Genomic DNA, 18,432 nt, shown 5'->3' on the forward strand with positions numbered 1-18,432 from the left:
AAACACCGCCGATAGGTCAGGGATGCTCCCATTCTATTGGCGGTTATCGCATGGTTGCCGGGCTGCCCCGGCGCTGTGCGTATGTGAATGGAAAGAATGGTATGCCGACTATTAACCAGTTGATCCGTAAGCCGCGCAAGGCTCCCGTCGTGCGCAATAAAGTTCCGGCGCTTGAGGCGTGTCCTCAGAAGCGCGGTGTCTGCACGCGCGTGTATACGACGACGCCGAAAAAGCCGAACTCGGCGCTTCGCAAGGTTGCGCGTGTCCGTTTGACCAACGGGTTTGAAGTTACCAGCTATATTCCGGGCGAGGGTCATAACCTCCAAGAGCACTCGGTTGTCATGATCCGTGGCGGTCGCGTCAAGGATCTTCCCGGTGTGCGTTACCATATCATCCGCGGCACCTTGGATACCCAAGGGGTGTCCAGTCGTCGTCAGCGCCGTTCCAAATACGGCGCCAAGCGTCCTAAGTAAGGGTAGGGTCATAAGATGTCTCGTCGTCACGCCGCCGAAAAGCGCGAAATTCTTCCCGACGCCAAGTATGGCGATCTGGTGGTCACCAAATTCATGAACTCCCTGATGCTCGACGGCAAAAAGTCCGTCGCCGAGCGTATCGTGTACGGGGCCTTCGACGTCATGGAACAGAAGCTGGGCAGCGACCCGCTGAAGCTTTTTCATGAAGCGATCGATAACGTGAAGCCCTCCGTCGAGGTGCGCTCGCGGCGCGTCGGTGGGGCGACCTATCAGGTCCCCGTCGAGGTACGTAACGATCGCCGTCAGGCGTTGGCGATTCGCTGGATCGTCGATATGGCGCGCAAGCGTTCCGAGCATACCATGGTGGGTCGGTTGTCGGGCGAATTGTCCGACGCCGCGAACAATCGTGGGGCCGCGGTGAAGAAGCGCGAAGATACGCATAAAATGGCGGACGCGAACAAAGCGTTTTCGCATTATCGTTGGTAATAGGTGGCGATTATGTCTCGTAAAGTACCTCTCGATCGCTATCGCAATATCGGCATCATGGCGCACATTGACGCCGGCAAGACGACGACGACGGAGCGCATTCTTTTTTATACCGGAAAATCCTACAAGATCGGCGAAGTTCACGACGGCGCCGCGACCATGGATTGGATGGAGCAGGAGCAAGAGCGCGGCATCACGATCACGTCGGCCGCGACGACCTGCGCGTGGAAAGATCATCAAATCAATATTATCGACACCCCGGGACACGTCGATTTCACCATCGAGGTCGAACGCTCATTGCGCGTGCTCGACGGTGCGGTGACGGTTTTCGATTCGGTCGCCGGCGTCGAGCCGCAGTCCGAAACGGTGTGGCGTCAGGCCGATAAGTATGGCGTTCCGCGGATTTGTTTCGTCAACAAAATGGACCGCACCGGCGCCGATTTTTATCGCTGTGTCGATATGATCGTCAGCCGCCTGGGCGCGGTTCCGCTTGTCACCCAACTGCCGATCGGTTCCGAATCGGATTTTGCCGGCGTCGTCGATCTGATCAAGATGAAGGCGATCGTTTGGAAGAACGAGAACCTGGGCGCCGAGTTCGAGTATCTCGATATCCCGGCCGATCTTGCCGACAAGGCGGCGCAGTATCGCCAGGACCTGGTCGAGCTTGCCGTCGAGCAAGACGATGCCGCGATGGAGGCCTACCTCGAAGGCGCCGAGCCCGACGAGGCGCTCCTCAACACATGTATCCGCAAGGGCACGTTGAACAGCGCCTTCGTCCCGATTTTGTGTGGGACGGCGTTTAAGAACAAGGGCGTGCAGCCACTTCTCGATGCGGTCATCGACTATCTTCCCGCGCCGACCGACGTGCCTGCGATCAGGGGCATCAAGGCGGGCACCGAAGAAGAGATCGAGCGCAACAATTCCGATGACGAGCCTTTCGCGGCGCTGGCGTTCAAGATTATGAACGATCCGTTCGTCGGCTCGTTGACCTTCATTCGCGTCTATTCCGGTGTTTTGGAGACGGGAACGTCGGTTCAAAATACGGTTAAGGACAAGCGCGAGCGTGTCGGCCGGATGTTGTTGATGCACTCCAACTCTCGTGAGGACATCAAGGAATGCCGCGCCGGCGACATCGTCGCCCTGGCCGGACTGAAAGACACCACGACCGGCGATACCCTGTGCGATCCGTCGTCCAAGGTAATCTTGGAACGGATGGAATTCCCCGATCCTGTGATTCAGGTCGCCGTCGAGCCGAAGACCAAGGCCGATCAGGAAAAAATGGGCGTCGCGTTGTCGCGTTTGGCGGCGGAAGATCCGTCCTTCCGCGTCGCTTCCGATATCGAAAGCGGACAGACCGTTATTTCCGGCATGGGCGAGCTTCATCTCGATATCATCGTCGATCGCATGAAGCGCGAATTCAAGGTCGAGGCCAATGTCGGCGCGCCGCAAGTGGCGTATCGGGAAACCATCTCGAAAGAGCATGACGTCGATTACACCCATAAAAAGCAGTCGGGCGGTTCGGGGCAGTTCGCGCGCGTCAAGATCAAATTCGAGCCCGGCGAGGTCGGTTCCGGGTTCGTCTTCGAAAGCAAGATCGTCGGCGGCAACGTGCCCAAGGAATATATCCCCGGAGTCGAAAAAGGCCTCAAGAGCGCCTGCGATACGGGCGTCATCGCCGGTTTCCCGGTGATCGACTTCAAGGCGACCCTGTTCGATGGCGCCTACCATGACGTGGACTCGAGCGTTCTCGCCTTTGAGATCGCCGCCCGCGCGGCCTTCCGCGAGGGTATGCGGGCGGCCGGGCCGAAACTTCTTGAGCCGGTGATGGCGGTCGAAGTCGTCACGCCCGAGGAATACATGGGGGACATCATCGGCGACCTTAATTCGCGCCGCGGTCAGGTGAACGATATGGAGCAGCGCGGTAACGCCCGCGTCGTCACGGCGATGGTGCCGCTGGCGAATATGTTCGGGTATATCAACACCTTGCGTTCGATGTCTCAGGGCCGCGCCCAATACAGCATGCAATTTTCCAATTATTCCGAAGTGCCCCAGGCGGTCGCTGCGGAAATTCAGACCAAACTCGCCGGCTGATGAGAGCCGGGCACGAACGGAGTAAGAAAGATGGGTAAGGCAAAATTTGAGCGTACGAAGCCGCATTGCAACATCGGCACGATTGGCCACGTTGACCACGGCAAGACGTCGTTGACGGCGGCGATCACGAAGGTTTTGGCGGAGAGCGGCGGGGCCGAGTTTTCGGCGTACGCGGACATCGACAAGGCGCCGGAAGAGCGTGCGCGCGGGATCACGATTTCGACGGCGCACGTTGAGTACGAGACGGAGAGCCGTCACTATGCGCACGTTGACTGCCCTGGTCACGCCGATTACGTGAAGAACATGATCACGGGCGCGGCGCAGATGGACGGGGCGATTTTGGTTGTTTCGGCGGCCGACGGTCCGATGCCTCAGACCCGCGAGCACATTTTGTTGGCGCGTCAGGTTGGCGTTCCCGCGATTGTTGTTTTCATGAACAAGGTTGATCAGGTTGACGACGAGGAGCTTCTTGAGCTTGTCGAGATGGAAATCCGCGAACTTCTTTCGTCGTATGATTTTCCGGGCGACGATATTCCGATCATCAAGGGTTCGGCGTTGGCGGCGCTTGAAGATAGCGACGCGGCGACGGGTCGCGAAGCGATTTTGGAGCTGATGAAGGCGGTTGACGACTACATTCCGCAGCCGGAGCGTCCGAAGGACAAGCCGTTCCTGATGCCGATCGAAGACGTGTTTTCGATTTCGGGCCGTGGCACGGTAGTGACGGGCCGCGTCGAGAGCGGCGTGATCAAGGTTGGCGAGGAGATCGAGATTGTCGGTCTTCGCGACACGCAGAAGACGACGTGCACGGGCGTTGAAATGTTCCGCAAGCTTCTCGATCAGGGTGAGGCGGGGGACAACGTCGGCGTTCTTTTGCGCGGCACCAAGCGCGAGGACGTGGAGCGCGGTCAGGTCCTGGCGAAGCCGGGTTCGATCACGCCGCACACCAAATTCGAGGCGGAAGCATACATTCTGACGAAGGACGAAGGGGGACGTCACACGCCGTTCTTCAGCAACTACCGTCCTCAGTTTTACTTCCGCACGACGGACGTGACCGGTTCGGTGGCGCTTCCCGACGGTGTCGAGATGGTGATGCCGGGCGACAACATCCAGATGACGGTGGAGCTGATCGCTCCGATCGCCATGGATGAGGGCCTGCGCTTCGCGATCCGCGAAGGCGGACGCACCGTCGGCGCCGGCGTCGTCGCCAAGGTGATCGCTTAAATCTAAGCGTTTAGACGTAGGGATAACGGCCCCCGTTTTGTTCGGGGGCCAAGGAGATAGGTCCAAAAATGGATAATCAAAATATCCGCATCCGACTTAAGGCTTTCGATCACCGTGTGCTCGATCAGTCGGCCAGCGAGATCGTCAATACGGCGCGCAGAACGGGTGCGCAGGTGCGCGGGCCTATACCCCTGCCGACCAAGATCGAGAAATTTACGGTTTTGCGGTCGCCGCACATTGATAAGAAGTCGCGTGAGCAGTTTGAGATCCGCACCCACAAGCGCGTTCTCGACATTGTCGATCCGACGCCGCAGACGGTCGATGCGCTGATGAAGCTCGACCTCGCCGCTGGTGTCGATGTTGAGATTAAGTTGTAAGGGATAAGACTATGCGTACCGGTTTGATTGCGCAGAAGATTGGCATGTCGCGCCTTTTCAAGGACGACGGAACGCACGTTCCGGTCACCGTTCTTAAGGTTGACGGCTGCCAAGTCGTTGCGCAAAAAATGAACGAAAAGGACGGCTATACGGCCCTGCAACTCGGTGTCGGCGCCGCCAAGGCGAAGCGCATGACCAAGGCTTTGCGCGGCCATTTCGCCAAGGCGAAGGTCGAGCCCAAGCGCAAACTGGCCGAGTTCCGGATTTCCGAGGACGCCATGATCGAGGTCGGGGCCGAGCTTATCCCATCGCATTTTGTCGAAGGACAGTATGTCGATGTCGTCGGCACCACCATCGGTAAGGGGTTCGCCGGCGCCATGAAGCGTCATAACTTCGGTGGGCTTCGGGCTTCGCATGGCGTGTCGATTTCGCACCGTTCGCACGGTTCGACCGGTCAATGTCAGGATCCCGGCAAGGTCTTCAAAGGCAAAAAGATGGCCGGACACATGGGCGCCGTTCGGGTGACCGCGCAGAACCTTGAGGTCGTCTCTTCGGACGATGCACGCGGTCTGTTGCTGGTCAAGGGCGCGGTTCCCGGATCCAAGGGCGGATATCTGTTGATTTCGGACGCCGTCAAGAAGGTCGCTCCGGAAGGACTTCCCTTTCCGGGGGGCGTGCGCACCCAGGACGTTGCGGCGAGCGATGCGCCGCTTGACGCAGACCAGGCGTCGGCCGTGGCCGACGAAGCCGAGACAAAGGAATAAGATGTTATGAAGTGCGACGTCATCAGTCTCGAAAACAAAAAAGTCGGCAGCGTCGATCTGGATGAGACGATTTTCGGTCTCCAGGTACGCGCCGACCTTCTGGCGCGCGCCGTTAATTGGCAACTCGCCAAGCGCCGCGGCGGAACCCATAAGACCAAGGGCCGTAGCGAAGTATCCGGTGGCGGCAAAAAGCCGTTCAACCAGAAGGGCGGCGGTCGTGCCCGTCAAGGCACCAGCCGTGCGCCGCAGATGCGTGGCGGCGGTATCGTGTTCGGACCGACGCCGCGCTCCTATGCGCACGCCCTGCCGAAGAAAGTTCGCGCCCTCGCCTTGAAGACGGCGTTGTCCGCCAAACAGGCCGAGGGGAAATTGATCATCGTCGATAATGTTGATCTGGATGCGCCGAAAACCGGACCGCTGGCCAAAGTATTGGCCGGACTGGGGTGGGGATCGACGTTGTTGATCGACGGCGCAAGCGTGAATGAGAATTTCGCCCGCGCGGCGTCCAACCTTGTCGGCGTGGATGTTCTTCCCAGCCAGGGGGCCAACGTTTACGACATTTTGCGTCGTGATACCTTGGTGCTGACCCAGGCCGCGGTGGAAAAGCTTGTGGAGCGCCTGAAATGAGGAAGTACAGCGGTATCGCCAACCCCACCAAAGAGCGGATGTACGAACTTATTCGCCAGCCCGTGATCACCGAAAAAGCGACGCTCGTTTCGGAATTCAACCAGGTTTGTTTTCAGGTTCCTCTGGACGCCTGCAAGCCGGAAATTCGCGCTGCTGTCGAATTTTTGTTCAAGGTCAAAGTGACGGCCGTGAACACCTTGCTGACGAAGGGCAAGATCAAGCGCTTCCGGGGTCGTATCGGACGGCGCGTCGATACCAAAAAAGCGGTCGTTACCCTTGCCGAGGGTAATTCGATCGACGTTACGACGGGGGTTTGATCGATCATGGCACTTAAACAATTCAATCCCACAACGCCCAGCCAACGCGGTCTGGTCCTGGTGGATCGTTCCAGCCTCTGGAAAGGTAAGCCCGAAAAGACGCTGACCGAAGGCCTGCGTAAAAAGGGCGGACGCAACAACACCGGGCGGATTACCGCGCGGCGTATCGGCGGCGGCCACAAACGGCGCTATCGCATTATCGACTTCAAGCGCGATAACATCGGCGTGGTCGGCACCGTGGAACGGATCGAGTACGATCCCAATCGCACCGCCTTTATCGCCCTGGTCAACTATGGCGAGGAAAAGCGCTACATTCTGGCGCCGCAGCGGCTGGCCGCGGGCGATCAGGTCGTCAGCGGCGTCGGTTCGGACATTAAGCCCGGCAACGCATTGCCGTTGGCGAACATCCCGGTCGGCACGATCGTGCACAACGTCGAGATGAAACAAGGCAAGGGCGGGCAGATCGCTCGCTCCGCGGGGACCTACGTGCAGATCGTCGGCAAGGATCAGGGCTATGTCCAGATCAAGCTGAGTTCCGGCGAGGTGCGCCTGGTTCGCGCCGAATGCATGGCCACGATTGGGGCCGTATCCAATCAGGACCAACAGAACATCAAGTTGGGCAAAGCCGGCCGCAAGCGGTGGCTGGGCAAACGCCCGAGCGTTCGAGGCGTCGCCATGAACCCGATCGATCACCCCCATGGTGGCGGTGAGGGCCGGACTTCCGGTGGCCGCCATCCCGTCACGCCGTGGGGCAAGCCGACCAAGGGCAAGCGCACGCGTAGCAACAAAAAGACGGATCGCCTGATTGTGCGCCGCCGTCACAGCAAGAAGTAAGGAGGGCGACCGTGCCTCGTTCCGTCACTAAGGGCCCCTTCGTGGACTCCTATCTGCTTAAAAAAGCCGATGATGCGCGCGCCTCCGGGCGCAACCAGGTCATCAAAACGTGGTCGCGCCGTTCGACGGTTCTGCCGCAGTTTGTCGGCCTGACCTTCGGCGTCTACAACGGACGCAAGTTTATCCCGGTCCTGGTGACCGAGGATATGATCGGCCATAAAATGGGTGAATTTTCGCCGACCCGCACCTTTGCCGGCCATATCGCCGACAAAAAAGGCAAGAGGGGATAATCATGGGTAAGAAAGCCTTTGTCAGCCAGCTTGCCGATACGGAAGCGATGGCATCGTCGAAGATGATCCGCACCAGCGCGCAAAAGCTGAATGTGGTCGCTGGATTTATTCGCGGCAAAAGCTGCGAACGCGCCTTGGGGGATTTGACGTTCTCCAAGCGTAGGGTCGCCGGCGAAGTAAAAAAAGTCCTGGAGGCCGCGATCGCCAACGCCGAGAACAACCATCAACTCGACGTTGACCGCCTTTATGTCGCCGAGGCCACCGTGGGCCGCGCGATGGTCATGAAACGCTGGCGCGCCCGTGCGCGTGGCCGTACGGGGCGGATCATGAAACCGTTTAGCAATTTGCGCGTCATCGTACGTGAACGAGAGGAAACTGTCTGATGGGACATAAAATTAATCCGATCGGCTTTCGCGTCGGCGTCATTCGCACCTGGGATTCGCGCTGGTATGGTCAGGATCAAAGCTATGGCGTGATGCTTCACGAGGATCTCAAGATCCGCACGTACCTAAAAAAGCGCCTGGCGCAGGCGAGCGTTTCGAAAATCGTTATCGAACGCCCGGCGAAAAAAGCCCGTGTGACGATCCACAGCGCGCGGCCCGGCGTCATTATCGGCAAGAAGGGCGCGGACATCGAAAAGCTGCGCCAGGAAGTTTCTAAAATTACGGGTTCCGAAGTTCACGTAAATATCGTAGAAATCCGCAAGCCTGAAATTGACGCCCAATTGGTCGCCGACGGAATCGCCCAGCAACTGGAACGCCGCGTTTCCATTCGCCGCGCCATGAAGCGCGCCGTGCAGTCCGCGATGCGCCTCGGCGCCGAAGGCATTCGGGTCAATTGCGCCGGACGTTTGGGCGGCGCCGAGATCGCGCGCACGGTGTGGTACCGCGAAGGCCGGGTGCCTTTGCACACGTTGCGCGCCGATGTCGATTATGGCGTATCCACGGCGCACACCACGTATGGCGCTTGTGGCGTCAAGGTATGGATCTATAAGGGCGAAATTTTGGCCCACGATCCGATGGCGGTTGATAAACGCGCCCAGGACCAACAGCCGAGCCGCTGAGCGGTTCGCGAGGTGAAGAAAGAATAGGTCAAGCACATGCTGAGCCCAAAGCGTACGAAATATCGCAAGCAGCACAAAGGCCGCATCCATGGCGTCGCCAAGGGTGGCTTTACACTGAATTTTGGCACCTACGGCCTGAAGGCGACATCGCCGGAGCGCCTGACGGCACGCCAGATCGAGGCTGCTCGTCGCGCCATGACGCGCCACATGAAGCGTGCCGGTCGCGTGTGGATTCGGATTTTTCCCGATGTTCCGGTTTCGAGCAAGCCCGCCGAAGTCCGTCAAGGTAAGGGTAAGGGGTCGCCTGAGTTTTGGGCGGCGCGCATTAAACCCGGTCGGATCATGTTTGAGGTTGACGGCGTGCCCTACGATGTCGCAAAACGCGCCTTCGAGCTGGCCGCCGCTAAATTGCCGATCGGGACCCGCATGGTCACCCGCCTTGGCGAGGAGGACTGAGATGAAAGCCCAAGATCTGCGACCGAAAAGCGACGACGAGCTGAAAGATCAGCTTTTGGACCGGCGCAAGGAATCTTTTAATTTACGTTTTCAGGCGGCCAGTGGGCAGCTCGAAAACACGGCGCGTCGGCGCCAGGTCAAGCGTGACATCGCGCGTATTAAGACTTTATTGAACGAACGCGCGAAGTCCGCGTAAAGGAGCACGATATGCCGAGGCGTGTAATGCAAGGAGTCGTGGTCAGCGACAAAATGGATAAGACCGTAACGGTTTTGGTCGAACGCAAAGTAATGCACCCGCTTTACAAAAAGTTCATCCGTAAATCCAAGAAATATGCTGCTCACGATGAAACGAATGTTTGCAAGACCGGTGATTTGGTTAAGATCCGCGAATGCAAGCCCATCTCCAAGCGTAAGGTTTGGGAAGTCGTCACCGAGTCCGCTTAAAGCAAGGGCAACCTTGCCGGCGGAGACCGTGATGCTTGAAAAAGGAACGAAGTAATGATCCAGGTGGAAACCAATCTGGAGGTAGCTGACAATTCCGGAGCGCGCAAAGTCCAATGCATTAAGGTGCTGGGCGGATCTAAGCGTAAATATGCTTCGGTGGGCGACGTTATCGTCGTCTCCGTCAAGGAAGCCATCCCGCGCGGCCGCGTCAAGAAGGGCGAAGTCGCCCGCGCTGTCGTCGTGCGTACCGCGAAGGATGTCAAACGAGCCGACGGTTCGTCGATTCGTTTCGACAGCAATGCCGCCGTGCTGATCAACAAGCAGGGCGAGCCGGTCGGCACGCGTATTTTTGGCCCCGTGACTCGTGAGTTGCGGTCCAAGAAATACATGAAAATCATTTCGCTGGCCCCCGAGGTGTTGTGATGGCGACGAAACTGAAAATTAAAAAAGGCGATCGCGTGGTGGTCACCACCGGCCGCAGCAAGGGTAAGATCGGCGAGGTTCTGCGCGTCGAGCCGAAAGACAATCGCGCCGTCGTTCAGGGTGTCAACACGGTGAAGCGCCACACGCGTCCGAGCCAGACCGAGGCCGGTGGAATTATTGAAAAAGAAGCGCCGATCGCCGTTTCCAATCTCGCCATCGCCGATCCTTCCGACGATAAGCCGACCCGTGTCGGCTTTAAGGTTCTCGAAGACGGTCGCAAGGTGCGTTTCGCCAAGCGCTCCGGCGAAGTCATCGACAAGTGAGGGATCGAAAATGACACGTTTGCAAGAATTTTATAAAGACGAGGTCGTGCCGACCCTGCAGGCTCAGTTCAATTACACCAATCCGATGGAAATTCCCCGTTTGGAGAAGATTGTGTTGAACATGGGTGTCGGTGAGGCGTCCCAGGACAAGAAAAAGATCGAGGGCGCGTTGGAAGACATGACCGCGATCACCGGACAAAAGCCTGTGATTACCCGCGCCAAGAAATCCATCGCCGGATTTAAGCTGCGCGAGGATATGATCGTCGGATGCAAGGTGACGTTGCGCCGGGATCGCATGTTTGAGTTTTTCGATCGTCTGATCACCGTTGCATTGCCGCGGGTACGCGATTTTCGCGGGGTGTCGGCAAAATGTTTCGACGGTCGTGGCAATTACGCCATGGGCCTGAAGGAGCAAATCGTGTTCCCCGAAATCGATTATGATCGGGTCGATAAAATTCGGGGCATGGACATCGTTATCTGCACCAACGCCAAGACCGACGCCGAAGCCAAGGCTCTGTTGAAGGCGTTCAACATGCCTTTCCGCGGCGAGACCGGAGGAGACAAGTAAATGGCTAAGAAGAGTTCCGTCGAACGCAACGCCAAGCGCGAACGCCTGATTGCGAAGTTCGCCGCCAAGCGCGCCGCGCTCAAGGCCATTACGAAGGATTCCGAGGCCTCCGCCGAAGATCGCTTCAACGCCCAATTGAAACTTGCGGCCTTGCCGCGCAACTCATCGCCTGTGCGCGCGCGCCTGCGCTGTGAACTGAGCGGACGCCCTCGGGGCAACTACCGCAAGTTCAAGCTGTCGCGTATCGCCCTGCGAGATTTGGCCTCCCGTGGAGAAATCCCCGGCATGGTCAAGTCGAGCTGGTAAGCGCGTAGGTTAGGGAGTACAAAACCAATGTCTATGACAGACCCCTTAGGCGATATGCTGACCCGTATCCGCAACGGGCAACGCGCGGGAAAAAGCGTCGTTTACGCTCCGGCGTCGAATTTGCGCACTAATGTGCTGGAAGTCCTTCAGCGCGAAGGTTTTATTCGTGGCTATGAGTTGGCCGAGGTTCGTACCGGCGTCAAGGAAGTGAAGATCGAACTGAAATATCACGAGGGCAGCCCCGTGATTCAGGAGATCTCGCGCGTTTCCAAGCCGGGACGGCGTGTCTATTCGAAAATTAAGGACCTGTCGAAGGTCTATAATGGTTTGGGCATCTCGATCATCTCCACTCCGCGTGGCGTGATGAGCGATGCCGAAGCGCGCGCCGCCAACGTTGGCGGTGAAGTGCTGTGCCAAGTCTTTTAAGGAAGGGGAAGGAATAAGCCATGTCTCGCATTGGTAAAAACGCCATCCCCGTACCGGATGGCGTCTCCGTCGAAATCGACGGTTTGAACGTTAATGTTAAAGGAAAATTGGGTCTTCTCAGCGCCACTCTGCCCGATGAAGTCATGATCACCCAAGAAAGCGGCGAGCTTCGTGTCGCTCCGTCCGGCTCTTCGGCGCGGGCCCAGGCGATGTGGGGAATGTCGCGCAGCGTCGTCAACAACCTTGTCGTCGGTGTTTCCGAAGGCTTCACCAAAAAGCTCGAAATCAGCGGTGTCGGCTATCGCGCGCAGATGCAGGGCAAGGATCTTGTGCTTCAGTTGGGTTTTAGCCACGAAGTGCGTCATCCCTCGCCGGAAGGCATCACGATCGCCTGTCCTGATCAGACCCACATCGAAATCAGTGGCGCCGATCGTCAGCGCGTCGGTCAGACGGCGGCGAAAATCCGTTCGTATCGCCCCCCCGAACCCTATAAGGGCAAGGGCGTGCGTTACGCCGATGAATTCATTATCCGCAAGGAAGGCAAGAAGAAGTAGAACCATGGCAAACGCGAAAAAACTCTTTGCTCGCCGCCGTCAACGGAACAGGTCCCGCCTTGCCAGTCTTGCTGGTGGTCGGATTCGTTTGTCGGTATTTCGTTCCAACAAATACGTCTACGCCCAGATTATCGACGACAAGCAGGGCGCCACGCTCGCCAGCGCTTCGACCTTGGAAAAGGATCTGCGTGGTAAGTTCACCAACGCCAACGTTTTGGCCGCAGTTGAAGTGGGCAAGCTGATCGCCGAGCGTGCCCTGGCCGCAGGGATCAAGGACGTCGTTTTCGATCGTGGCGGATATCGCTACCATGGTCGGGTCAAAGCTTTAGCGGATGCGGCGCGTGAAGCCGGTCTGTCTTTCTAAGGAGTTCGTTTGATGGCACAAAATGCCCCCCGTGGAAATAAGTCGGGCCGAGGCCAACCGCGCCAGCGCGAGGAGGTCGAACTCCTGGATCGTCTGGTTGGAATTAACCGAGTCTCCAAGGTGGTTAAGGGCGGGCGTAACTTTTCGTTCGCCGCCCTAGTTGTCGTTGGCGATGGGCGCGGTCGTGTCGGTTTCGGCACCGGGAAGGCCCGGGAGGTCCCCGAGGCCATTCGCAAGGCGACGGAAGACGCCAAGAAGAAAATGATTCGCGTTCCGTTGCGCGACGGGCGCACCTTGCATCACGATATCGTCGGTCATTATGGCGCCGGCAACGTGATCTTGCGCAGCGCCCCCGCCGGTACCGGCGTCATTGCCGGTGGCCCGATGCGCGCCATTTTTGAAACCATGGGCGTTCAGGATGTCGTCGCCAAATCCAACGGCACGGCAAACCCGCACAACATGATTAAGGCGACGTTCGACGCCTTGAAGCGGTGCGCCTCTCCGCGCAGTGTGGCGTCGCGCCGGGGCCTGAAGGTCAGCGAAATCGTGACGCGCCGTGGCGACAGCGATGTCGTCGTCAGCGCCGGTAAGGAGTAAGCTCGATGCCTGCGAAGAAAAAAGCCACGGTGACCGTGACTCAGGTGAAAAGCCCGATTGGTCGTAAAAGCGACCAACGCGCCACCTTGATCGGCTTGGGACTGAATAAGTTGCATCGTACCCGTGAGCTGGAGGATACCCCTTCGGTGCGTGGCATGATCGAAAAAGTAAAACACCTTCTCCGAGTCGAAGACGCCGCCTAAGCGGCGCCTTCGGCGCAAGGAATATGAGGATAATAGAATGAAACTCAATCAACTGTCGGACAATTCGGGTGCGACCAAAGCGCGCAAGCGCGTCGGTCGAGGTATCGCCTCGGGAACCGGTAAAACCGCTGGACGCGGCGTCAAGGGTCAAAAGTCGCGCTCCGGCGTCTCGCTGGTCGGTTTCGAAGGCGGTCAGATGCCGCTCTATCGGCGTTTGCCGAAGCGCGGCTTCAAAAACCCGTTCACCAAAAACTACGCCGAAATCAATTTGGGCAAGTTGCAAAAAGCGATCGACGACAAAAAGTTGGACGTTAAAAAGCCGATCAACGAAGCGGCCTTGCGCGCGGCGGGCATGTTGAAGGGGCAATATGACGGCCTACGTCTGCTTGGTCACGGCGCGCTTTCCGCTAAGGTGGCGATCGAGGTCGCCGGTGCGTCCAAGTCGGCCATCATGGCGGTCGAAAAGGCCGGAGGTTCGGTGAGCGTCGTCGCTCCCGCCAAGGCTGCGGCCGCGGATACCGAAGACAAATAACCCGCTTTTTGCGATAAGGAACCGCGCACAGATGTCATCCGCCGCCGAACAGCTTGCATCGAACATGAGCTTCCAAGCCTTCCAAAAGGCGACGGAGCTCAAGAAGCGTCTTTGGTTTACCCTGGGCGCTCTCATCGTGTATCGGCTGGGAACGTACATCCCTCTGCCGGGCATCGATTCGGTCGTTCTTGCGGATATTTTCCGTCAGAATTCCGGCGGTGTCCTGGGGATGTTCGATATGTTCGCCGGCGGCGCTTTGTCGCGGATGACCGTTTTCGCCCTCAATATCATGCCCTATATCTCGGCGTCGATTATTATCCAGTTGATGACGGCGGTTTCGCCGCAACTTGAGGCGCTGAAGAAAGAAGGCGAAAGCGGGCGGATGAAGATCAACCAGTACACCCGCTATTTGACCGTCGCGATCACGGTCATGCAGGCCTACGGGATCGCCGTCGGGCTCGAGGGGATGACTTCGAGCGCGGGCAGCGCCGTTCATGATCCGGGGATGTTTTTCCGTTTCACCACCGTGATCACGCTGACCGGCGGCACCATGTTCTTGATGTGGTTGGGCGAGCAGATGACGGCGCGCGGCGTCGGCAACGGTATTTCGTTGATCATCTTCGCGGGAATTGTGGCGCACCTGCCCCAGGCGGTTGCCGGAACTTTGGAGTTGGGCCGCACGGGCGCGCTGTCCACCCTGTTCATCGTCGGCTTGTTGGTGATGGCCGTGGGTGTGATCTTTTTCATTATCTACATGGAACGCGCCCAGCGCCGAATCATTATTCAATATCCCAAGCGCCAGCAGGGCAATAAGGTGATGGGCGGTGAAAGCACCCACCTGCCGCTGAAGATCAACACGGCGGGCGTGATCCCCCCGATCTTCGCCAGTTCTCTTTTGCTGATGCCCGTCACGCTGATCGGTCTTTCCGCGGGGCAGGGGCCGGCATGGCTGTCCACGGTAGCCACACTTCTCGGGCGCGGACAACCGCTGTATCTGTCCATATACACCTTATTGATTGTATTTTTTGCTTTCTTTTATACTGCAGTTGTGTTTAACCCTGTAGAGACATCCGATAACTTGAAGAAGTACGGCGGGTTTATACCGGGCATTCGTCCGGGAAAGAACACCGCTCATTATTTGGATAAAATATTAACCAGACTCACGGTTCTGGGCGCCGCATATCTGGCCGCCGTGTGTTTGTTGCCGGAGATATTGATCTCACGTTTTTCAGTACCCTTTTATTTCGGTGGAACGAGCCTGTTGATTGTCGTCACAGTGACCTTGGATACGGTCTCGCAGATCCAATCGCACATGTTCGCCCATCAGTACGAAGGCTTAATCAAAAAATCAAAACTTAGGGGAAGGCGTTAAATTATGAATTTAATTCTTTTAGGACCGCCGGGTGCAGGCAAAGGTACGCAGGCGAAACGGCTCGAAGAATCGTTGAACATCGTACAACTGTCCACGGGCGACATGCTGCGCGCCGAGGTGGCTTCGGGAAGCGCCCTCGGCCAGCAGGCAAAAGAAGTCATGCAATCGGGCGGCTTGGTCTCGGACGAGTTGATCATCAACATGATTTCCTCGCGGATCGACCAGGACGATTGTAAAAACGGGTTTATTCTCGACGGCTTTCCGCGCACGACGGCCCAGGCCGAGGCGTTGGACACGATGCTGTCGGATAAGTCACTGAAGATTGACCATGTCATCGAAATCAAGGTCGATGACGACGCCATGGTCGAACGGGTGACGGGGCGTTATACCTGCGCGAAATGTGGTGCGGGTTATCATGACTCGTTTCAGAAACCCAAACAGGACGGCGTTTGCGATAAGTGCGGCGGCACGGAGTTTAAGCGCCGCGCCGACGATAACGCCGAGACCGTTCGTGCGCGTCTTGACGCATATCACGAGCAAACGGCCCCGATCGCCGGATACTATGCCGGCAAGGGGGTTTTGAAGAGTGTTGACGGAATGGCCGCGATCGACGAGGTCACCCGTCAGTTGAACGAAATCGTGGTTTGACGAGTTCATGTTGACTTGAGAATGTTTCGGCATATAATCGCGCCCTTCATTCAGGATTCTGTCATGAATATCGTTTAAAACCAAAGTTTAAGGAGATCCGGCTTTGGCCCGAATCGCAGGCGTTAACATTCCGACCGCTAAAAGGGTCGAAATCTCGCTGACTTATATCCACGGCATTGGCCGTACCCACGCCAAGGAAATCTGCGCAAAGGTTGGTGTTCCCAGCGAGCGGCGCGTCCATGAGCTGTCCGACGATGAAATCCTGCGCATCCGTGAAACCATCGATTCGGGCTATCGGGTCGAAGGCGATCTGCGTCGTGAAGTCGCCATGAATATCAAACGGCTGATGGACCTTGGGTGTTATCGCGGCTTGCGTCACCGTCGTGGTCTTCCGGTGCATGGGCAACGCACCCACACCAACGCCCGGACCCGTAAAGGCCCGGCCAAGTCTATTGCCGGTAAGAAAAAATAATCGGTAACGAGCAATACCGACCGTTTAACCTGAGGAATACAAATGGCAAAACCATCCACGCAGCGCCCCCGTCGCCGCGAGCGTAAGAACATCGTTTCTGGCGTCGCCCATGTGAACGCGACGTTCAACAATACCATGATTACGATTTCCGATGCCCAGGGCAACGCGATTGCGTGGTCGTCGGCGGGAAGCCAGGGCTTTAAGGGGTCGCGCAAATCGACCCCCTATGCCGCCCAGATGGCCGCCGAAGATGCCGGACGTAAGGCGCAGGATCATGGTATGCAAACCCTCGAGGTCGAAGTCAAGGGTCCGGGGTCCGGTCGTGAATCGGCGCTGCGCGCCCTGCAGTCCGTAGGGTTTACGATTACGTCCATTCGCGACGTGACGCCGATTCCGCACAATGGCTGCCGCCCGCGCAAGCGCCGTCGCGTTTAACGACGCGCACCGCAGGTTATCCGGTTCACCCGGCAACCGTTTCCTTTTGGAAACGGTTGAACTATGAGAAGTCCCCGATCGGGGGCGTCGTGAAATCGCCAGACGTGAGGTCACACCCGTGATTCAAAAAAATTGGCAGGAACTTATTAAGCCCAGCAAGCTTGAGGTCGTCCCTGGTGCGGACCCGGCGCGTCATGCGACCGTGGTTGCCGAACCGCTCGAGCGCGGTTTCGGCTTGACTCTCGGCAATGCATTGCGCCGCGTTCTTTTGTCCTCCCTTCGCGGAGGCGCCGTGACGGCCATTCATATCGATGGCGTCCAACATGAGTTTTCGTCCATTCCCGGCGTTCGCGAAGACGTTACCGATATCATCCTCAACATCAAGGCGATGGGTCTTGGCGTCGCGAGCGAGGGAAAGAAACGGATGTCCTTGACGGCGACCAAAGCCGGCGCCGTGACGGCGGGGATGATCGAAACCGGACCCGACATCGCGGTCATGGACCCCGATCTCGTGATCTGTCATCTCGACGAAGGCTCCAAGCTGCACATGGAGTTTTACGTCGATACCGGAAAGGGGTATGTCGCCGCGGCGCAGAACCGTCCCGAGGATCCGCCGATCGGCCTGATTCCGATCGATTCCGTTTTCTCGCCTGTGCGCAAGGTCAGCTATAAAATCGAGAATACCCGTGTCGGGCAAGATACCGACTTGGATAAACTCTCTCTCGACGTGCTAACCAACGGGTCGGTTTCGCCCGAGGATGCGGTGGCCCTGGCCGCCCGCATTCTGCAAGAGCAATTGCGCCTGTTCGTCAATTTCGAGGAGCCGGAGACGGCGACGGCGAAAGAAGACGCCAAGGACGACTTGCCCTTCAACAAAAATCTGTTGCGTAAGGTCGATGAGTTGGAACTGTCCGTTCGTTCGGCCAATTGCCTGAAAAACGACAACATCATTTACATCGGCGATTTGGTGCAAAAGACCGAGTCGGACATGCTGCGGACCCCGAATTTCGGGCGTAAGTCGCTCAATGAGATTAAGGAAGTCCTATCCCAAATGGGGCTTCACCTGGGGATGGATATTCCCAACTGGCCGCCTGAAAATATCGAGGAACTGGCCAAGAAACTCGAAGAGCCCTACTAACGGGAACTTCACGTCAACGACCCGGGCCGGGGTGGCCCGACGTCGCGGTGTTTGCCTTTATGTGCAATTTCGTTGCGCTGCAAAGCAGAGCCGTGTCGAGCATTATCGATTGCGTGCGCGCAATCAAGATCACAAAGGAGACCGTCATGCGTCACCGTATGAGTGGACGTAAACTGAACCGCACCAGCAGCCATCGTAAGGCGATGTTCGCCAACATGACGGCGTCCTTACTGATGCACGAACAGATCAAGACCACGCTGCCCAAGGCCAAGGATCTTCGACGTTTCGTCGATCGCATGATCACCCTGGGCAAACGCGGCGATTTGCACGCTCGACGTCAGGCGTTTTCGGTTTTGCGCGACGATGCCATCGTCGCCAAGCTGTTCGGTCCGCTGGCCGAACGGTTCAAGGAACGCAACGGCGGGTATTGCCGGGTTTTGAAGGCCGGTATGCGCTACGGCGACGCGGCGCCGATGGCGGTGATCGAATTGGTTGAACGCGACGCCGACGCCAAGGGCGCCGCCGACAAGGCTCGGGTTGCCGCCGAAGCCGCTGCATCGGAAGACGATTCCGCTGAATAATCCGCGTTTAAAGCGGGTATCTATGAGGCAGCCTTCGGGCTGCCTCT

Annotated in this window: 31 protein-coding genes; all 31 read left to right on the top strand. The window is 57.8% G+C overall.

All coding sequences use genetic code 11. The annotated features are described in order from the left end of the window. The first annotated feature begins 101 nt into the window (after positions 1–101). Complete coding sequence (gene rpsL, locus P3M64_RS12680) at positions 102–473, top strand: 30S ribosomal protein S12 (RefSeq protein ID WP_132940153.1); 372 nt, start codon at positions 102–104, stop codon at positions 471–473. Positions 474–488: 15 nt separating this feature from the next. Next, positions 489–959 (top strand): 30S ribosomal protein S7, encoded by a 471-nt coding sequence (gene rpsG / locus P3M64_RS12685; RefSeq protein WP_132940154.1) that lies wholly within the window; start codon positions 489–491, stop codon positions 957–959. A gap of 12 nt (positions 960–971) precedes the next feature. Further along, on the top strand, positions 972–3,050 hold the full coding sequence (fusA, locus tag P3M64_RS12690) for an elongation factor G (RefSeq protein WP_132940155.1): 2,079 nt from the start codon (positions 972–974) through the stop codon (positions 3,048–3,050). A 30-nt stretch (positions 3,051–3,080) separates the two neighbouring features. After that, positions 3,081–4,271 (top strand): elongation factor Tu, encoded by a 1,191-nt coding sequence (gene tuf / locus P3M64_RS12695; RefSeq protein ID WP_276157034.1) that lies wholly within the window; start codon positions 3,081–3,083, stop codon positions 4,269–4,271. A gap of 68 nt (positions 4,272–4,339) precedes the next feature. After that, a complete protein-coding gene (gene rpsJ, locus P3M64_RS12700) occupies positions 4,340–4,648 on the top strand; it encodes a 30S ribosomal protein S10 (RefSeq protein WP_132939135.1) in 309 nt (102 codons plus the stop codon). A gap of 11 nt (positions 4,649–4,659) precedes the next feature. Then, positions 4,660–5,412, top strand: coding sequence for a 50S ribosomal protein L3 (gene rplC / locus P3M64_RS12705; RefSeq protein WP_132939136.1), 753 nt, complete (start codon positions 4,660–4,662; stop codon positions 5,410–5,412). 6 nt (positions 5,413–5,418) lie between these two features. Then, on the top strand, positions 5,419–6,039 hold the full coding sequence (rplD, locus tag P3M64_RS12710) for a 50S ribosomal protein L4 (RefSeq protein WP_132939137.1): 621 nt from the start codon (positions 5,419–5,421) through the stop codon (positions 6,037–6,039). Continuing rightward, complete coding sequence (locus tag P3M64_RS12715; protein ID WP_132939138.1) at positions 6,036–6,356, top strand: 50S ribosomal protein L23; 321 nt, start codon at positions 6,036–6,038, stop codon at positions 6,354–6,356. Before rplD ends, P3M64_RS12715 begins: the two co-directional genes overlap by 4 nt. Before the next feature lie 6 nt (positions 6,357–6,362). Next, entirely contained in the window at positions 6,363–7,190 is an 828-nt protein-coding gene (gene rplB / locus P3M64_RS12720; protein ID WP_132939139.1) for a 50S ribosomal protein L2, read from the top strand. An 11-nt stretch (positions 7,191–7,201) separates the two neighbouring features. Further along, positions 7,202–7,480 carry a 30S ribosomal protein S19 gene (rpsS, locus tag P3M64_RS12725; RefSeq protein ID WP_132939140.1) on the top strand — a complete coding sequence of 93 codons (279 nt, stop codon included), beginning with the start codon at positions 7,202–7,204 and terminating at the stop codon, positions 7,478–7,480. Positions 7,481–7,482: 2 nt separating this feature from the next. Further along, positions 7,483–7,863, top strand: a complete 381-nt coding sequence (rplV, locus tag P3M64_RS12730) for a 50S ribosomal protein L22 (RefSeq protein WP_132939141.1) — start codon at positions 7,483–7,485, stop codon at positions 7,861–7,863. After that, positions 7,863–8,543 (top strand): 30S ribosomal protein S3, encoded by a 681-nt coding sequence (gene rpsC, locus P3M64_RS12735; RefSeq protein WP_132939142.1) that lies wholly within the window; start codon positions 7,863–7,865, stop codon positions 8,541–8,543. The genes rplV and rpsC overlap by 1 nt, the downstream gene beginning before the upstream one ends. A 36-nt stretch (positions 8,544–8,579) precedes the next feature. Further along, positions 8,580–8,999 (top strand): 50S ribosomal protein L16, encoded by a 420-nt coding sequence (gene rplP / locus P3M64_RS12740; RefSeq protein WP_132939143.1) that lies wholly within the window; start codon positions 8,580–8,582, stop codon positions 8,997–8,999. A 1-nt stretch (position 9,000) separates the two neighbouring features. Next, positions 9,001–9,195, top strand: a complete 195-nt coding sequence (rpmC, locus tag P3M64_RS12745; RefSeq protein ID WP_132939144.1) for a 50S ribosomal protein L29 — start codon at positions 9,001–9,003, stop codon at positions 9,193–9,195. 11 nt (positions 9,196–9,206) lie between these two features. Then, entirely contained in the window at positions 9,207–9,443 is a 237-nt protein-coding gene (gene rpsQ / locus P3M64_RS12750; RefSeq protein WP_132939145.1) for a 30S ribosomal protein S17, read from the top strand. A 54-nt stretch (positions 9,444–9,497) separates the two neighbouring features. Then, positions 9,498–9,866 (top strand): 50S ribosomal protein L14, encoded by a 369-nt coding sequence (gene rplN / locus P3M64_RS12755; protein WP_132939146.1) that lies wholly within the window; start codon positions 9,498–9,500, stop codon positions 9,864–9,866. Then, complete coding sequence (rplX, locus tag P3M64_RS12760; RefSeq protein ID WP_132939147.1) at positions 9,866–10,189, top strand: 50S ribosomal protein L24; 324 nt, start codon at positions 9,866–9,868, stop codon at positions 10,187–10,189. The genes rplN and rplX overlap by 1 nt, the downstream gene beginning before the upstream one ends. Before the next feature lie 10 nt (positions 10,190–10,199). Beyond that, positions 10,200–10,757 carry a 50S ribosomal protein L5 gene (gene rplE, locus P3M64_RS12765; RefSeq protein WP_132939148.1) on the top strand — a complete coding sequence of 186 codons (558 nt, stop codon included), beginning with the start codon at positions 10,200–10,202 and terminating at the stop codon, positions 10,755–10,757. After that, positions 10,758–11,063: a 30S ribosomal protein S14 gene (gene rpsN, locus P3M64_RS12770; RefSeq protein WP_132939149.1), complete on the top strand. Its 306-nt coding sequence runs from the start codon at positions 10,758–10,760 to the stop codon at positions 11,061–11,063. Between the two features lie 27 nt (positions 11,064–11,090). Then, entirely contained in the window at positions 11,091–11,489 is a 399-nt protein-coding gene (gene rpsH, locus P3M64_RS12775) for a 30S ribosomal protein S8 (RefSeq protein WP_132939150.1), read from the top strand. Positions 11,490–11,509: 20 nt separating this feature from the next. Then, positions 11,510–12,043 carry a 50S ribosomal protein L6 gene (gene rplF, locus P3M64_RS12780; RefSeq protein ID WP_132939151.1) on the top strand — a complete coding sequence of 178 codons (534 nt, stop codon included), beginning with the start codon at positions 11,510–11,512 and terminating at the stop codon, positions 12,041–12,043. 4 nt (positions 12,044–12,047) lie between these two features. Further along, positions 12,048–12,407 carry a 50S ribosomal protein L18 gene (gene rplR / locus P3M64_RS12785; RefSeq protein WP_132939152.1) on the top strand — a complete coding sequence of 120 codons (360 nt, stop codon included), beginning with the start codon at positions 12,048–12,050 and terminating at the stop codon, positions 12,405–12,407. Positions 12,408–12,419: 12 nt separating this feature from the next. After that, positions 12,420–13,004 (top strand): 30S ribosomal protein S5, encoded by a 585-nt coding sequence (rpsE, locus tag P3M64_RS12790; protein ID WP_132939153.1) that lies wholly within the window; start codon positions 12,420–12,422, stop codon positions 13,002–13,004. 5 nt (positions 13,005–13,009) lie between these two features. Continuing rightward, positions 13,010–13,207 (top strand): 50S ribosomal protein L30, encoded by a 198-nt coding sequence (gene rpmD / locus P3M64_RS12795; RefSeq protein ID WP_132939154.1) that lies wholly within the window; start codon positions 13,010–13,012, stop codon positions 13,205–13,207. A gap of 37 nt (positions 13,208–13,244) precedes the next feature. Continuing rightward, positions 13,245–13,739, top strand: a complete 495-nt coding sequence (gene rplO, locus P3M64_RS12800) for a 50S ribosomal protein L15 (protein ID WP_132939155.1) — start codon at positions 13,245–13,247, stop codon at positions 13,737–13,739. A 31-nt stretch (positions 13,740–13,770) separates the two neighbouring features. Continuing rightward, entirely contained in the window at positions 13,771–15,111 is a 1,341-nt protein-coding gene (gene secY / locus P3M64_RS12805) for a preprotein translocase subunit SecY (RefSeq protein WP_132939156.1), read from the top strand. 3 nt (positions 15,112–15,114) lie between these two features. Beyond that, the gene (locus tag P3M64_RS12810) at positions 15,115–15,759 is read left to right on the top strand and encodes an adenylate kinase (protein ID WP_132939157.1); all 645 of its coding nucleotides are present in this window, start codon (positions 15,115–15,117) and stop codon (positions 15,757–15,759) included. A gap of 103 nt (positions 15,760–15,862) precedes the next feature. Continuing rightward, positions 15,863–16,231, top strand: a complete 369-nt coding sequence (gene rpsM, locus P3M64_RS12815) for a 30S ribosomal protein S13 (RefSeq protein WP_132939158.1) — start codon at positions 15,863–15,865, stop codon at positions 16,229–16,231. Between the two features lie 42 nt (positions 16,232–16,273). Beyond that, the gene (gene rpsK, locus P3M64_RS12820) at positions 16,274–16,666 is read left to right on the top strand and encodes a 30S ribosomal protein S11 (protein ID WP_132939159.1); all 393 of its coding nucleotides are present in this window, start codon (positions 16,274–16,276) and stop codon (positions 16,664–16,666) included. Between the two features lie 118 nt (positions 16,667–16,784). Next, positions 16,785–17,804 (top strand): DNA-directed RNA polymerase subunit alpha, encoded by a 1,020-nt coding sequence (locus tag P3M64_RS12825; protein WP_132939160.1) that lies wholly within the window; start codon positions 16,785–16,787, stop codon positions 17,802–17,804. A 146-nt stretch (positions 17,805–17,950) separates the two neighbouring features. After that, positions 17,951–18,385: a 50S ribosomal protein L17 gene (rplQ, locus tag P3M64_RS12830; protein ID WP_132939161.1), complete on the top strand. Its 435-nt coding sequence runs from the start codon at positions 17,951–17,953 to the stop codon at positions 18,383–18,385. The last annotated feature ends 47 nt before the right edge of the window (positions 18,386–18,432 follow it).

This window comes from Varunaivibrio sulfuroxidans (assembly GCF_029318635.1).
GTDB classification, from domain to species: domain Bacteria; phylum Pseudomonadota; class Alphaproteobacteria; order Rhodospirillales; family Magnetovibrionaceae; genus Varunaivibrio; species Varunaivibrio sulfuroxidans.